Here is a 13,522-nt window from a genome sequence, read left to right as displayed (position 1 = left end):
TCAGCTTCCCCTCACGACCTGCTGGGGGACGCGGCGCCACTTCTCGTAGACCGTCACCCGGTGCAGCCGCCAGCCGCTGGGCGCCCGCACCAGGTCGAAGGCGTACCGGCCGCCGCAGATGAAATCGGGGGCCGTCGAGTCGCCGTCGCCCGCGAAGCGCATGGGGTTGAAGTAGTCGGCCCGGACGCGGCCCGTGTCGCCGATGTCGCGGTCGACGGTGTCGAAGCGGACCCGCCGGTTCACGATCAGGTGCTGACGCATTGGGAACAGCTCCATCGTCTTGGACAGCCACTGCGCGATTTCCTCCGCGCTGCCCTCGATGCCTCCCGCCTCCCGGTAGTCGGCGCGGCCCTCCGGTTCGAACAGGGCGCGGTACGCCGCCCAGTCGCCGTCGTCCACGGCCGCGGCGTAGTCCGTCACCAACTCGTCGACGGCGAGGCGGTCGAGGACGGTCGCGAGTTCCACACGCTGCGTCATCGGCTCAGTCTCGGGCCCTGGGCGCACGGAGCCAAGAGGCGTGCGCCGTCGGGTCGAAAACTCCTGGGGAGCGCGGGGCGTGCGCTGTTACGGTCGCGCCATGTCAGCTGATCCGAACACGCGAGTCCCGGCCGGGGCACCAGGACCCGTCACGGCGGAGGACGTCGTGCGAGCCGTCGAACTCGCGGTCACCGCGCTGCGCACCGCTCCCGCCGACGCCGACTGGAACGCCCCGGCGGGCCCGCTCGAGTGGACGTGCTGGGAGACCGGCGAGCACCTCGCCGACGACCTCTTCTTCTACGCCGCGCAGATCGGGTCACTGCGCCCTCTGGCGGACGACTACGTGCGCTGGGGCTACAGCAGGCGCCGCGCCGAGGGCCCCGCCAACACAATCACCGTCGAACTCGACGCGGGCCCGTCCGCGATGCTCGGCGCCCTGGAGTCGGGCGGCGGCATCCTCGCCGCGGTGGTGCGCGCGACCCCGCCGAGCGCCCGCGGATTCCATGTCTTCGGGGCCTCCGACCCCGAGGGCTTCGCCGCGATGGGCGTCGTCGAGACGCTGGTGCACGCGCACGATCTGGCGCTCGGCCTCGGCATCGCGTTCGAGGCGCCGGCCGACCTGTGCGCGCGCACGCTGCAGCGCCTCTTCCCCGACGTCCCCGGTGACACCGACCCCTGGGCGACGCTGCTGTGGGCCACGGGGCGCGGCGAACTGGAGGGCAGGGAGCGGCGCGGGAAGTGGCGCTGGTACGGTGCGCCCGGCGCGACATGATCATCGTCCGCGTGGCCACATCCCGGTCCACGGGGACGTACTTCTGACCAGGAGGCCCCCTTGAACCGCCCCATCACGCTGGTCACCGGCGGCAGCCGGGGCATCGGCGCCGCCACGTCCGTACGTCTCGCGCGCGACGGGCACGATGTCGCCCTGTCCTACGTGAGCGACAAGGACGCCGCCGAGCGCACCGCCGAGGCCGTGCGCGCCGAGGGCGCCCGGTGCGCCGTCGTGCGGGCCGACACCTCCCAAGAGGCCGACGTGGAGCGCCTGTTCGACGAGGCGCGCGACGGGCTCGGTCCGCTCACAGGCCTGGTGAACAACGCGGGCGTCACCGCGCCGGTCGGCCCCTTCGCCGAGGCGCGCACCGAGGACTTCCGCCGCGTCCTCGACGTCAACGTCCTCGGGGTCCTGCTGTGCTGCCGCCGCGCGGCGCGCGACATGACGGCGGCGGGCGCGGGCGCCATCGTGAACGTGTCCTCCGGGGCCGCCACCCTCGGCAGCCCCGGCCAGTACGTGCACTACGCCGCGTCGAAGGCGGCCGTGGACACGATCACGCTGGGCCTCGCCAAGGAACTCGGCCCGGCTGGCGTGCGGGTCAACGGCGTCGCGCCCGGCATCGTCGACACCGAGATCCACGCCACCAGTGGAACGCCCGACATCGCGTGGGAAGCGGCCCCGGGCATCCCGCTGCGCCGCCCCGGGGCGGCCGAGGAGATCGCGGCGGCGATCGCCTGGCTGCTGTCACCGGACGCGTCGTACGCGACAGGGACCGTGCTGAGGGTGGCCGGAGGCCGCTGAGCGGGCCGGGGGACCGAGGGGGATGAAGGCCGGAGGCGGTTCAGGCCGCCTTCACGACCTCCGCGCGCACCGCGGCCGCCCACTCCGTGACCAGCAGCGCGTACTCGGCGCGCTGCTCGCCGCTGAGCCGGCCGCCGGTGCGCAGCCACAATCCGCGGATCTGCTCGTTGACTTCCTCGGCAGACCGCACAGGACCAGAAGTGACGGGCGGCATGTGCCAAGGCTACGTGCGGGGCACCCGATTGGGAACCCTGAGCGAGCGGTACTGAGCATCAAGTGACCGATGCTGTAAAGGAGTTGGTTCCGGGCCTGGTCAGGCGCCGACCATGGTCGGCAGCACCGCGGTCGTCAGCAGCGTCAGGCGGTCCGCGTCCGGGGTGCCGGGTTCGGCCGTGTAGAGCATGACCCGCAGGTCGTCGCCCGCGACCGTGAGGATGTCGCAGTCCAGCGTCAGCGGGCCGACCTCCGGATGGTCGACCGTCTTGCGCGCGGCGGCGTGCCGGCCGACGGCGCCCGAGTCCCACAGCTCGGCGAAGCGCGGGCTGCGCGTGCGGAGTTCGTCGACGAGCGTGTGCAGGCGCGGGTCCAGCGGGTAGCGGCTCGCGGTCGTGCGCAGGTCCGACACCAGAGCCGTCTCCATGGCCTGCCGCTCGTCGGGGGTCTGGCGGACCCGGCTGGTCGGGCCGAGGAACGTCCACCACACGGCGTTGCGCCCGTGGCCGCCCCACTCGGGGCGCTCGCCGAGCAGCGCCGTGTACAGCGGGTTCGCCAGCAGCAGCGTCCACGCCGCGTCGAACACGGCGGCCGGTGTCCCGGACAGCCGGTCCAGGAGCCGCCGCACGCCGGGCGTCAGCCGGGCCGGCACCGTCTCCAGGCCGGGCGGCGCGAGGCCCGCGAGCCGGAAGAGGTGCTCGCGCTCGGTGTCCGTGAGCCGCAGCGCCCGGGCCAGCGCCTCCACGACCTGGTCGGAGGGGTGGGTGGCGCGGCCCTGTTCCAGCCGGGTGACGTAGTCCGCCGAGATCCCCGCGAGCAGCGCCAGCTCCTCGCGGCGCAGCCCCGCGGCCCGCCGGGGCCCCACGGACGCGATCCCCGCGGCCCCCGGCGAGACCCGGTCCCGCCAGCGCCGCACCGTGTCCCCGAAGTCGCCGAGCTCCGCATGTGCCATGTCACCACTGTGCCCCGTCGGGGCCGGATCTTCCTGGTACGGGCGGTCCCAGGAAGACCGGAGCGCTGGTTGCGGGGCCGCCCCCGGCGCAGCCTGGACCCATGACCACCACACTGATCACCGGGGCCAACAAGGGCCTCGGCCGGGAAACCGCCCGCCGCCTCGTCGAGGCCGGGCACACCGTCTACGTCGGCGCCCGCGACGCCGAGCGCGGCCGCCGCACCGCCGAGGAGCTCGGCGCCCGGCACGTCGTCGTCGACATCACCGACGACGCCTCCGTCGCGGCCGCAGCGAAGACGATCGAGGCCGAGGGCGGCCTCGACGTACTGATCAACAATGCCGGGATCGAGGGCCGCACCGAGGGCAACGGCATCGTGCTCCCGGCCGACGAGACCGCCGACACCCTGCGCCCGCTGTTCGAGACGAACGTCTTCGGTACCGTCCGCGTCACCCACGCGTTCCTGCCGCTGCTGCGCCGCTCCGCCGCCCCCGTCGTCGTCAACGTCAGCAGCGGCCTGGCCTCCCTCGCGGGCGCCACCGACGCCGGGAACCCGGCCGCCGCCTACCCCGGCCTCGCCTACCCGGCCTCCAAGACCGCCGTGAACATGCTGACCGTGCAGTACGCCAAGGCGTTCCCGGAGATCCGGATCAACGCCGTCGAACCCGGCTTCACCAGGACCGACCTGAACGGGAACACGGGCGTCCAGACCGTGGAGGAAGGCGCGGAGATCATCGTCCGGATGGCACGGGTCGGGGCCGACGGGCCCACGGGCACGTACGTCTCCGCCGAGGGGCCGCTGCCCTGGTGAGACCCCTACGGCAAACGCGGCGGGCCGCCGCTCGTGCGGGAACCCCGTCAGCCCGCCGACTCCGCCGCGTGCGGGCTCAGCACGCCCACGCTCACCAGCACGAACAGGGCGATGCCGAGGGCGATGCGGTAGTAGACGAACGGCATGAAGCTGCGGGTCGAGATGAACTTCATCAGCCAGGCGATCACCGCGTAGCCGACGGCGAAGGCGATCAGCGTGGCGAAGATCGTGGGTCCCCAGGAGACATGGCCGCCCTCGCTCGCGTCCTTCAGCTCGAAGACGCCGGAGGCGAGGACCGCGGGGATCGCGAGGAGGAAGGAGTAGCGGGCCGCGGACTCGCGGGTGTAGCCGAGGAAGAGGCCGCCGCTGATCGTGGCGCCGGAGCGGGAGACGCCCGGGATCAGGGCGAGCGCCTGGCACAGGCCGTAGATCAGGCCGTCCTTGACGGAGAGGTCCTTCAGCTCCTTGCGGGGCCGCGCCGCCCGGTGCCGGCCGCCCGCCTCGTCGCGGGCCGCGAGCCGGTCGGCGATGCCGAGGACGACACCCATCACGATCAGCGTCGTCGCCGTGAGCCGCAGATCGCGGAACGGGCCCTCGATCTGGTCCTTGAACGTCACGCCCAGCACGCCGATCGGGATCGAGCCGACGATCACGAGCCAGCCCATCTTCGCGTCGTGGTCGCCCCGCATCGTCTTGTCGGTGAGCGACCTGAACCACGAGGAGATGATCCGCGCGATGTCCTTGCGGAAGTAGATGACGACCGCTGTCTCGGTGCCGAGCTGGGTGATCGCCGTGAAGGCGGCGCCGGGATCGTGCCACCCCGCGAACGCGGCCGTGAGACGCAGATGGGCGCTCGACGAGATCGGCAGGAACTCGGTGAGGCCCTGGACGAGCCCGAGGATGAAAGATTCGAACCAGGACATGAGGTGGGTACGCGATCCAGGTGCTCGGCGGGTCCTGCCGCGAACGCGGGCCAGGCGGGGCGGCGCGAACTCCCGGCACACGAGGCCCAGAGGTCGCGTGGGGCAGAGTAGCGTTCGAAAGTGACGGGAGCACCACAGGGGCGTGAGCGCGGCCTTTACAGGTCCGGCCGACCGGCCCGCAGCAGCGTGTCTCCCGCCGGCGTACGGACGTAGAGCACCGAGCGGCCCGCCCTGCGCCGCTGTACGAGGCCGGCCCCGTGCAGCACCTTCAGGTGGCGGCCGACCGAGCCGAGGCCCTGGCCGGTGAGGGCCACCAACTGGGTCGTCGTCAGCGGCTGTCCGAGGAGGACGAGGACCTGGGCGCGGGCCGCGCCGAGCAGCGCCGCGAGCGCGCCGGGCGGCGCCGTCCTGTCCGTGTCCGCGAGGGCGCCCGCGCACGGGTAGATCACCGCGTACCGGTCGACCGGGGTCTCCTCGGGCCACGACACCCAGCCCTGCTTCGGGGTGACCGGGACGAACAGGAGCCGTGTGCCCGCGATGTTCCGCGGCGGGTAGTCGTGGGCGTTGATCCGCAGCCGGCCCTCGCCGAGCCAGCCCATCGTGGGGCGCATCCCGCCGAAGGCCGCGGCCCAGCCGCCGCGCGTCAACTCCCTGGTCCGGGCGAGGACATCGGCCTCGATGATCCGGCGGCGGCGCGGCCACTCCGGCAGCACGGTCTCCCGCCACACCCACGCGAGCAGGTCCGCCGCGCGGTCCGCCAGGTCGTCGGCGCGGGCGAGCGCGTCGGGCAGCGGGCGCGGCGAGGAGACCGCGAGGTTCGCGCGGACGGCGTCCGGCGGCGTGGCGCGGATCCGATCGAGCCCGTCCGCCAGATCGTCCTCACGGACGCCGTCCGGCGTGGGCGTCATGAAGTCGGCGATCCACCGCGCCCCGAACGCGGCGTCCAGCAGCAGCGCCGTCGTCGGCTCTGCGGCGAGCCGCGCACGGTAGGCGGGCAGGTGCGCGTCCAGCCAGCGCCGTTCGCCGGGATGCGCGGCGACGGGGGCCGCCAGCTTCTTCAGGCTCGCGGTCGCCTCCGCAAGCCGCGACACGACAAACCGGCTGCCCGCGAGCGTGTCCGCGTCGACCTGCCAGATGCCCATGGCTCCGCCTCTCGACTCGCCTCGTCCCCGCGAGCGGTGTGTCTCGCGGCTGCGTGCGCTGCGCTTGTGTGCTGCCGCGAGCGGGTGTCCCGCTGCCGCGTGTCCCGGGTCTGTGTGCTGCCGCGAGGGGCACGTCTCGTGGCGATGTGCTCCGCTTCCGCGTGCCCCGCGCCCATGTGCTACCGCGCTCGCGTGCCCCGCACCCACATGCCCCCGCACACCCGCCCCCCGACCCGCGACCACAGTGTCGTCACCGCACGCCCCGCCACCACACCTTTCGCTAGTCCGCGAAACATTAACGCCCCACCTCCCGCGCCCCGCAGCCTCACCGCATGGACACCTACCGGGGCCTGTTCCGTACGCCCGAATATCCGGCCCTGTTCGCCACCGTCTCGCTCCAGATCGCCGGGCAGACGGTCGGCGGGCTCGCGCTCGGGTCGCTCGTCTATGCCGCGACCGGGTCGCCGCTGTTGTCCGCGCTCGCCATGTTCGGGCCCTCGCTCGCCCAGGTCGTCGGCGCGCTCACGCTGCTCTCGGCGGCGGACCGGGTGCCGCCGCGCGCGGCCCTCGTCGGGCTCGCGCTCTTCCTGGGACTCGCCACGGCGGCGCAGGCGACGCCCGGTCTGCCGACGGCGGCTGCCCTCGCGCTGGTTCTCGTCCAGGGAGTGCCCTCGGCGCTCGGCGGCGGGGTCCGCTACGGCATGCTCACCGACATCCTCGCCCGCGACGGCTATCTGCTCGGCCGTTCCGTCCTGAACATGAGCGCGGGCGTCTGTCAGATCCTGGGGTACGCGCTGGGCGGGCTGCTCGTGGCCGTCCTGTCGGCGCGCGGCACGCTCCTCGTCGCGGCCGGTCTCTACGCGCTCGCCGCGCTGGTCGCCCGGTGCGGACTGGCCCGGCACCCGGCGCGCGCCGCCGGGCGCCCGTCCCCGCGCGAGACGATGCGCGGCAACGCCGCCCTGTGGTCCTCGGTCCCGCGCCGCTACGTCTATCTCGCGCTGTGGGTGCCCAACGGGCTGATCGTCGGATCCGAGGCGCTGTTCGTTCCCTACGACCCCGGGCACGCGGGCGTGCTGCTCGCGAGCGCCGCCCTCGGCATGCTCGCCGGGGACGTCCTCACCGGCCGTTTCCTGCCGCCCCGGTGGCGGGCCCGGCTCGCCGCACCGCTGCGGCTGCTGCTCGCCGTCCCGTACCTGGTGTTCGCCCTGCGCCCGCCGCTGCCGTTCGCCGCGGTGGCGGTCGCCCTCGCCTCGGTCGGCTTCTCCGCGAGCCTGCTGCTGCAGGAGCGGCTGGTGGCGCTGACCCCGGAGCGGCTGAGCGGGCACGCCCTCGGCCTGCACACCGCGGGCATGCTGACCATGCAGGGCGTGAGTGCGGTGCTCGCGGGCGCGCTGGCCCAGGCGACCTCGCCCGCCACCGCGATGACGGTGCTCGCCGCGGCCTCCGTCGCGGTGACGCTGCGCCTCGGCAGGGGCCTCAAGGGGGAGCCGGTCAGTCCGACGCCCGCTTGCGCAGCTGATGCCGCTTGCACCACGCCACGACCGCGCCCGCGCACCCCGTGACGACGATGAAGCCCATCGCGATCAGGAAGATGGGCGACGTGGGCGTCGAGGCGCGGGCGCCCGCCACCACGTACGCCGCCGTGTTCGGAATCGAGCCGAGCGCCGTGGCGAGGAGGAACGGGACGATGCTCATCCTCGAGATCGACGCGCAGTAGTTCGCCGCCCAGAACGGGACGCCGGGAAAGAGCCGCGCCGCGAGCATCGACCGGAAGCCGTGCTCGCTGAGCTGGCCGTCCGCCGCCTTCAGCCAGCGCCCGCGCAGCAGCGGCCGCAGCGCGTCCTGGCCGAGCAGCCGGCCGAGCAGAAAGGCAAGGCCTGCGCCGAGGACCGTCCCGCCGAGCGCGCCGAGCAGCCCCAGCTGGGAACCGAACAGGGCGCCCGCCGCCAGATTGAGCAGCGGTTTGGGGACGAACGCGACCGTGCACACCCCGTACGCCACCGCGAACAGGACGACCGCCGCCGCCCCGTTCACCTGGGGCGGCCAGCCCTGCGTGATCAGCCGCTGCGGCTCGAAGAGGAGTACGCACGTCCCGCCCGCGGCCAGCAGCAGCACCAGCAGCGAGAGCCGCGACCAGGGCGACAGCAGCGCCTGGCCGAAACGGGCGGCGAACCCGGCGGGACGGGCGGGGACGGTCTCGAACATCCGGGGAGACTAACCGACCCCCACATAAGATCGCCGTAGGTTGTGTCTCATTTTCGTGGATCCTGCCCCAGTTGCGAGGAGCGTCACGTGCCTGTCACCGCGCCGCCGTCCAGCGTTCTCGCCGACACCCTGCTCGCCCGCCTCCCCGAGGTCTACGGCGCCTCCGCCGATCCCGTGCGGGCCGCGCACATGCGTGCGTACATGAAGGACGTGGCCCCCTTCCTCGGCCTCGCGTCCCCCGTGCGCCGGGGGCTGACCAAGGCCGTGCTCGACGGCACGCCGCGCCCCGGCGAGAGCGACCTCACCGCCGTCGCGCTGCGCTGCTGGGCGCTGCCGGAGCGTGAGTACGCCTACTTCGCCATCGACTACCTGCGCCGCCATGCGCGCGGCCTCACGTCCGGCTTCCTGCCCGTCGCGCGCGAGCTGATCACGACCGTGCCGTGGTGGGACACGGTCGACCTCCTGGCGGCGCACATCGTCGGCGGCCTCGTCGCGGCCGACCCGAAGCTGCGCGCCGACATGGACGCGTGGATCGAGGACGAGGACCTCTGGGTGGCCAGGACCGCGCTGCTCCACCAGCTCCGCCACAAGGACGCCACCGACACCGACCGGCTCTTCGCGTACTGCCTGCGCCAGTCCGGACACCCGGACTTCTTCATCCGCAAGGCGATCGGCTGGGCCCTGCGCGAGTACGCGAAGACCGACCCCGACGCCGTACGGTCCTTCCTCGCCGCCCACCGGGGCACCCTCGCGCCGCTCTCGGTGCGCGAGGCCCTGAAGAACGTGGGCTGACAACCCCCGCTCGGGGCGCGGAAAATCGTTCGACTCGGGGGCCCGAGTCGGAGAAGATCTGCCACATGTTCCGGCACGCCTTCCACGCAGCTACGCCCGCAGTCGCGGGCGCTGCTCAGGCTGCCGCTTTCCTGACCGCCGCGGCAGCGGACGGCGCGCGAAGCTGACCCTCCCCGGACACTCCGGCGGACCCCGCAGGGGGAGGGTCGGTCCGGCTCAGGGGTCCCCGCCTCGGTACCAGGAGGCTTCACTTTTCTTGTTCCGGAAAGGAACACGGCCAGCCATGCCCAAGACGGCATACGTGCGCACCAAGCCGCACCTCAACATCGGCACCATGGGCCACGTCGACCACGGCAAGACCACCCTGACCGCCGCCATCACCAAGGTCCTCGCCGACCGCGGCGCCGGCAGCGGTACCCAGTACGTTTCCTTCGACCGCATCGACAAGGCGCCCGAGGAGGCGCAGCGCGGCATCACCATTAACATCGCGCACGTCGAGTACGAGACCGACACCCGGCACTACGCGCACGTGGACATGCCGGGCCACGCCGACTACGTCAAGAACATGGTCACGGGCGCCGCCCAGCTCGACGGGGCGATCCTCGTCGTCTCGGCGCTCGACGGGATCATGCCGCAGACCGCCGAGCACGTGCTGCTCGCCCGGCAGGTCGGCGTCGACCACATCGTCGTCGCGATCAACAAGGCGGACGCCGTCGACGACGGCGAGGACACGGTGCTCACCGACCTCGTCGAGCTGGAGGTCCGCGAGCTGCTGTCCGCGCACGGGTACGGGGGCGAATCCGTGCCGGTGGTGCGGGTGTCCGGCCTCAAGGCCCTCGAGGGCGACCCGCGGTGGACCGCCTCGATCGAGGCGCTGCTCGACGCCGTGGACACGTACGTTCCGATGCCGGAGCGGTACGTGGACGCGCCGTTCCTGCTGTCGGTCGAGAACGTCATGACCATCAGCGGGCGCGGCACGGTGGTGACCGGAGCGGTCGAGCGCGGCCGGATCCGGGTGGGGGACCGGGTGCGCGTGTACGGCACGGCCGACGACCTGGAGACCGTCGTCACCGGCGTCGAGACCTTCGGCAAGCCGATGGAGGAGGCGCAGGCGGGGGACAACGTGGCGCTGCTGCTCCGCGGGGTGCCGCGCGACGCGGTGCGGCGCGGGCACGTCGTCGCCGAGCCGGGCACGGTCAAGCCCGCACGGCGCTTCACCGCGCAGGTGTACGTGCTGTCGGCGGCGGAGGGCGGCCGTTCCACGCCCGTCGCCACCGGGTACCGGCCGCAGTTCTACCTGCGCACCGCGGACGTCGTCGGGGACGTCGACCTCGGTGAGGTGGCCGTCGCCCGGCCCGGGGACACCGTCGGCATGACGGTCGAGCTGGGGCGGGACGTCCCGCTTGAGGCCGGTCTCGGGTTCGCGATCCGTGAGGGCGGGCGGACCGTGGGGGCGGGGACGGTGACCGCAGTGGAGTGAACCGGAGTGGGGCCGGGACCGTACTGGTCGCGGCCCCACAGCGGCACAATGTGCACGTGAACGCATCCCCGCCCGACCCCGAGCCGATACCCGTCACCCGCGACGTCGACCACGGCACCGCCAAGCTGCTGCCCGACGTCGACCGGCGGCGGGCCTGGCTGCTCACGGTGGACGGCTCGCCGCAGTCGTACGTGGACCTGGACGAGCCCGCCCACCTGGAGTTCGAGTACGCGCGCCGGCTCGGCCACGTCCTCGACTGCCTCGGCGCCGAGGGCGCCCCGCTCGACGTGCTGCACCTCGGCGGCGGCGCGCTGACCCTGCCCCGGTACGTCGCCGCCACCCGGCCCGGCTCGCGGCAGGACGTCGTCGAGGCCGACCAGGGGCTGCTCGCGCTGGTCGCCGAACATCTGCCGGTGCCGGACGGCACGGGCATCACGGTGCACGGCGGCGACGCGCGGGCCTGGCTGGAGGCGGCGCCCGACGCCTCGGCGGACGTGCTCGTGGCGGACGTGTTCGGCGGCTCCCGGGTGCCCGCGCACCTGACGACCCTGGCGTACGCGCGGCAGGCGGCGCGGGTGCTGCGGCCCGGCGGCACGTACGCGGCGAATCTCGCGGACGGCGCGCCCTTCGCGTTCCTGCGGTCCCAACTGGCCACGTTCGCCGCCGTGTTCCCGAACGTCGCGCTCGTCGCCGAGCCCGCGGTGCTGCGGGGGCGGCGGTTCGGCAACGCCGTGCTGCTCGCCTCGCGCGACGAGCTGGACGTGGCGGAGCTGGCCCGGCGCACCGCCCGCGACGCGTTCCCCGCACGGGTGGAGCACGGTGCGGCGCTGCGCCGCTTCGTCGGCGACGCGAAGCCGGTGGCGGACGCGGACGCGGTGCCCTCGCCGGAGCCGCCGGGCGGTTCGTTCAGCGTGGGGTGACGTCAGGGGCCGGCGGTGTGACCTCGGCCTGCGGCGTCGTACCGCCTGCGGCGACCTTGGCGCCGCCCGGCTCGCGCCGCCGCAGATGCCGTACGTCCGGCACGAACAGCACCGCGGACGTGGCGACGACGACGAGCGCCGCGCACCCCCACAGCGAGGCGGTCCGCCCGAAGGCCGACTCGGCCGGGCCCGCGAGCGCGGTGGCCAGCGGCACCATCGCCACCGAGCCGAACCAGTCGTAGGCCGAGACGCGCGAGAGCTTCTCCTCGGGGATCTCCTGGTGCAGTGCGGTGATCCAGGAGACGCCGAATATCTCGATGGTGACGCCGCTGACGAACATCACGGCGATCAGCCAGCCGAGCGGCACGGGGACCGCGAGCGCCGCCGACGGCAGCGCGAGCGAGAAGACGGAGAGCGTCGCCGCGAACAGCAGCCGCTGCGGCTTCCACCGCATCATCAGCAGTCCGCCGAGGATCGTGCCCACGCCGAACGCGCCGAGCGCGATGCCCCACGGCCCCGCCCCGCCCAGTTCGTCGCGCGCCACCAGCGGCCCGAACACCGACTCGGCCGCGCCGACCACCGCGACCACGACCGCGAACTGGGCGACGATCGTCCACAGCCAGGGCCTGCCGATGACCTCCCGCCACCCGTCCCGCATGTCGGCGAGCAGCCCGCCGCCCGGCTCCCGCGGCGCGATGTGCTTGACGTCGAGGAACATCCGCAGCGCTCCCGCGACCAGGAACGCCACCGCGTCCACGGCGAGCACCCAGCCGGGTCCGAACGCCGCGACCATCGCTCCGCCGAGCGCGGCGCCGCCCACCCCGGCCCCGGACATCCCCATCCGGAACAGGGCGAAGGCGCGGCTGGCCTGCTCGCCGGAGACGGAGGCCATCAGCATGCCCTCGGCCGCCGGATTGAAGAAGGCCTGCCCCATGCCGCCGAGCGCGCTGAGCGCCATCATCTGCCACAGCTTCGGATCGCCCTGGAGGACGAGCAGCGCGAACGCGCCCTGGGAGAGGAAGTTGAGGGCGTTCGCCGCGACCATCACGTGGTGCCGCGGCAGCCGGTCGGCGACCGCGCCGCCGACGAGCAGGAAGACCACCAGGAACAGCGTGCGGGCCGCGGCCACCAGGCCCACGTCGCCGCCGTCGCCGCCCGCGTCGAGCACGGCGAACGCGGAGGCGATCAGCGCGCCGTGCGCTCCGAGTGTCGTGACGACCGCCGAGACGGAGAGCAGCGTGTAGTTCCGTCCGGCCCACGTGGGGCGCAGGCGCGGACGCTTCGGGTCGGGGGCGGCGGCAGAGGTCACGGAGGGACTATCGCCGCCATGGCGCTGAATCGACAAACCGTTTCCCCGGACACCGGGTGATTGGTCGGCCGATGCCTGATATCTCCCGGTTGACCGGGTGGGCGATCGGGTGCGTGAGCGGGTGCGAGCGGGGGATGGCCAAGCGGGCTACCCGTGGGTAACATACGGGCATGAGCGCTGATCAGATGTCCATCGGCGAGATGCTCGCCGCCACGGTGCCGATGGCCCGCACCCTGAACCTCGAGTTCCACGAGACCTCGCCCGAGAAGGCGGTCCTCTCGCTGCCCGACCAGGCCGACTACCACAACCACGTGGGCGGGCCGCACGCCGGCGCGATGTTCACGCTCGGCGAGTCCGCGAGCGGCGCCATCGTGCTCGCCGCCTTCGGCGACCAGCTCTCCCGCGCCGTGCCGCTCGCCGTGAGCGCCGACATCGCGTACAAGAAGCTGGCGATGGGTCCGGTCACCGCCACCGCGACGCTCGGCCGTCCGGTCGCCGACGTGGTCGCCGAGCTCGACGCGGGCGAGCGCCCCGAGTTCCCGGTGAGCATCGCGATCACGCGCGAGGACGGTGCCGTGACCGGCGAGATGACCGTTCTGTGGACGCTGCGTCCCAACAGCTGAACCATCCGTGCCGCGGGGGGGGGGGGGGGGCCCGCGCGGCGCCGAGGGGGGGCGGGGCGTCGGCCGGGCCGGGCGGCGGGCGGGCGGCCCCGAGGGCGCCCCCC

The 13,522-nt window shown here is 73.7% G+C and carries 15 protein-coding genes; 8 read left to right on the top strand and 7 right to left on the bottom strand.

Translation table 11 applies throughout. From position 1 onward, the window contains the following. The gene (locus tag ACFV9W_RS33770) at positions 1-477 is read right to left on the bottom strand and encodes a nuclear transport factor 2 family protein (protein ID WP_385768882.1); all 477 of its coding nucleotides are present in this window, start codon (positions 475-477) and stop codon (positions 1-3) included. A 100-nt stretch (positions 478-577) separates the two neighbouring features. On the opposite strand from ACFV9W_RS33770, the gene ACFV9W_RS33765 reads away from it, so the two are divergent. Together ACFV9W_RS33765 and ACFV9W_RS33760 are read left to right on the top strand one after the other, a co-directional pair. Then, a complete protein-coding gene (locus tag ACFV9W_RS33765; RefSeq protein ID WP_385768880.1) occupies positions 578-1,249 on the top strand; it encodes a hypothetical protein in 672 nt (223 codons plus the stop codon). A gap of 60 nt (positions 1,250-1,309) precedes the next feature. Then, entirely contained in the window at positions 1,310-2,050 is a 741-nt protein-coding gene (locus tag ACFV9W_RS33760; RefSeq protein WP_385768878.1) for an SDR family oxidoreductase, read from the top strand. A gap of 40 nt (positions 2,051-2,090) precedes the next feature. Here ACFV9W_RS33760 and ACFV9W_RS33755 read toward each other — a convergent pair whose 3' ends face one another. Both ACFV9W_RS33755 and ACFV9W_RS33750 read right to left on the bottom strand, forming a co-directional pair. Beyond that, positions 2,091-2,264, bottom strand: a complete 174-nt coding sequence (locus ACFV9W_RS33755; RefSeq protein ID WP_385768876.1) for a hypothetical protein — start codon at positions 2,262-2,264, stop codon at positions 2,091-2,093. Positions 2,265-2,363: 99 nt separating this feature from the next. After that, positions 2,364-3,215, bottom strand: a complete 852-nt coding sequence (locus ACFV9W_RS33750; RefSeq protein ID WP_385768874.1) for a helix-turn-helix transcriptional regulator — start codon at positions 3,213-3,215, stop codon at positions 2,364-2,366. Between the two features lie 101 nt (positions 3,216-3,316). On the opposite strand from ACFV9W_RS33750, the gene ACFV9W_RS33745 reads away from it, so the two are divergent. After that, complete coding sequence (locus ACFV9W_RS33745; protein WP_385768872.1) at positions 3,317-4,024, top strand: SDR family NAD(P)-dependent oxidoreductase; 708 nt, start codon at positions 3,317-3,319, stop codon at positions 4,022-4,024. Between the two features lie 47 nt (positions 4,025-4,071). On the opposite strand, the gene ACFV9W_RS33740 is transcribed toward ACFV9W_RS33745, so the two are convergent. Both ACFV9W_RS33740 and ACFV9W_RS33735 read right to left on the bottom strand, forming a co-directional pair. Continuing rightward, positions 4,072-4,947 (bottom strand): undecaprenyl-diphosphate phosphatase, encoded by an 876-nt coding sequence (locus ACFV9W_RS33740; protein WP_385768870.1) that lies wholly within the window; start codon positions 4,945-4,947, stop codon positions 4,072-4,074. Positions 4,948-5,102: 155 nt separating this feature from the next. After that, positions 5,103-6,089, bottom strand: coding sequence for an ArsR/SmtB family transcription factor (locus ACFV9W_RS33735; RefSeq protein WP_385768868.1), 987 nt, complete (start codon positions 6,087-6,089; stop codon positions 5,103-5,105). Between the two features lie 332 nt (positions 6,090-6,421). On the opposite strand from ACFV9W_RS33735, the gene ACFV9W_RS33730 reads away from it, so the two are divergent. Beyond that, entirely contained in the window at positions 6,422-7,651 is a 1,230-nt protein-coding gene (locus tag ACFV9W_RS33730) for an MFS transporter (protein WP_385768866.1), read from the top strand. Here ACFV9W_RS33730 and ACFV9W_RS33725 read toward each other — a convergent pair. Next, the gene (locus tag ACFV9W_RS33725) at positions 7,581-8,294 is read right to left on the bottom strand and encodes a TVP38/TMEM64 family protein (protein WP_385768864.1); all 714 of its coding nucleotides are present in this window, start codon (positions 8,292-8,294) and stop codon (positions 7,581-7,583) included. The two genes, ACFV9W_RS33730 and ACFV9W_RS33725, sit on opposite strands and share 71 nt — an antisense overlap. An 87-nt stretch (positions 8,295-8,381) precedes the next feature. Here ACFV9W_RS33725 and ACFV9W_RS33720 point away from each other — a divergent pair, with 87 nt between their 5' ends. The 3 genes from ACFV9W_RS33720 (at position 8,382) to ACFV9W_RS33710 (ending at position 11,486) form a co-directional block, all read left to right on the top strand. Beyond that, complete coding sequence (locus ACFV9W_RS33720; RefSeq protein ID WP_385768862.1) at positions 8,382-9,086, top strand: DNA alkylation repair protein; 705 nt, start codon at positions 8,382-8,384, stop codon at positions 9,084-9,086. A 283-nt stretch (positions 9,087-9,369) separates the two neighbouring features. Next, complete coding sequence (gene tuf / locus ACFV9W_RS33715) at positions 9,370-10,566, top strand: elongation factor Tu (RefSeq protein WP_385768860.1); 1,197 nt, start codon at positions 9,370-9,372, stop codon at positions 10,564-10,566. Between the two features lie 56 nt (positions 10,567-10,622). Beyond that, entirely contained in the window at positions 10,623-11,486 is an 864-nt protein-coding gene (locus tag ACFV9W_RS33710) for a spermidine synthase (RefSeq protein WP_385768858.1), read from the top strand. On the opposite strand, the gene ACFV9W_RS33705 is transcribed toward ACFV9W_RS33710, so the two are convergent. Then, on the bottom strand, positions 11,473-12,795 hold the full coding sequence (locus ACFV9W_RS33705; protein ID WP_385768856.1) for an MFS transporter: 1,323 nt from the start codon (positions 12,793-12,795) through the stop codon (positions 11,473-11,475). The two genes, ACFV9W_RS33710 and ACFV9W_RS33705, sit on opposite strands and share 14 nt — an antisense overlap. Before the next feature lie 170 nt (positions 12,796-12,965). Between ACFV9W_RS33705 and ACFV9W_RS33700 the strand changes: the two genes are divergently transcribed. Beyond that, the gene (locus ACFV9W_RS33700) at positions 12,966-13,418 is read left to right on the top strand and encodes a DUF4442 domain-containing protein (protein WP_385768854.1); all 453 of its coding nucleotides are present in this window, start codon (positions 12,966-12,968) and stop codon (positions 13,416-13,418) included. Positions 13,419-13,522: the final 104 nt, after the last annotated feature.

Origin of the sequence: Streptomyces sp. NPDC059897, from assembly GCF_042730865.1 — a bacterium.
Lineage (GTDB): Bacteria > Actinomycetota > Actinomycetes > Streptomycetales > Streptomycetaceae > Streptomyces.
This window is presented reverse-complemented; position numbering and strand designations above follow the sequence as displayed.

Excerpts from the sequence above, each read along its gene's own strand:
- ACFV9W_RS33750 (WP_385768874.1), bottom strand. The coding sequence starts at position 3,215 with ATGGCACATGCGGAGCTCGGCGACTTCGGGGACACGGTGCGGCGCTGG.
- ACFV9W_RS33735 (WP_385768868.1), bottom strand. The coding sequence starts at position 6,089 with ATGGGCATCTGGCAGGTCGACGCGGACACGCTCGCGGGCAGCCGGTTT.
- ACFV9W_RS33745 (WP_385768872.1), top strand. The coding sequence starts at position 3,317 with ATGACCACCACACTGATCACCGGGGCCAACAAGGGCCTCGGCCGGGAA.
- tuf (WP_385768860.1), top strand. The coding sequence starts at position 9,370 with ATGCCCAAGACGGCATACGTGCGCACCAAGCCGCACCTCAACATCGGC.
- ACFV9W_RS33730 (WP_385768866.1), top strand. The coding sequence starts at position 6,422 with ATGGACACCTACCGGGGCCTGTTCCGTACGCCCGAATATCCGGCCCTG.
- ACFV9W_RS33755 (WP_385768876.1), bottom strand. The coding sequence starts at position 2,264 with ATGCCGCCCGTCACTTCTGGTCCTGTGCGGTCTGCCGAGGAAGTCAAC.
- ACFV9W_RS33765 (WP_385768880.1), top strand. The coding sequence starts at position 578 with ATGTCAGCTGATCCGAACACGCGAGTCCCGGCCGGGGCACCAGGACCC.
- ACFV9W_RS33700 (WP_385768854.1), top strand. The coding sequence starts at position 12,966 with ATGAGCGCTGATCAGATGTCCATCGGCGAGATGCTCGCCGCCACGGTG.
- ACFV9W_RS33725 (WP_385768864.1), bottom strand. The coding sequence starts at position 8,294 with ATGTTCGAGACCGTCCCCGCCCGTCCCGCCGGGTTCGCCGCCCGTTTC.
- ACFV9W_RS33740 (WP_385768870.1), bottom strand. The coding sequence starts at position 4,947 with ATGTCCTGGTTCGAATCTTTCATCCTCGGGCTCGTCCAGGGCCTCACC.
- ACFV9W_RS33770 (WP_385768882.1), bottom strand. The coding sequence starts at position 477 with ATGACGCAGCGTGTGGAACTCGCGACCGTCCTCGACCGCCTCGCCGTC.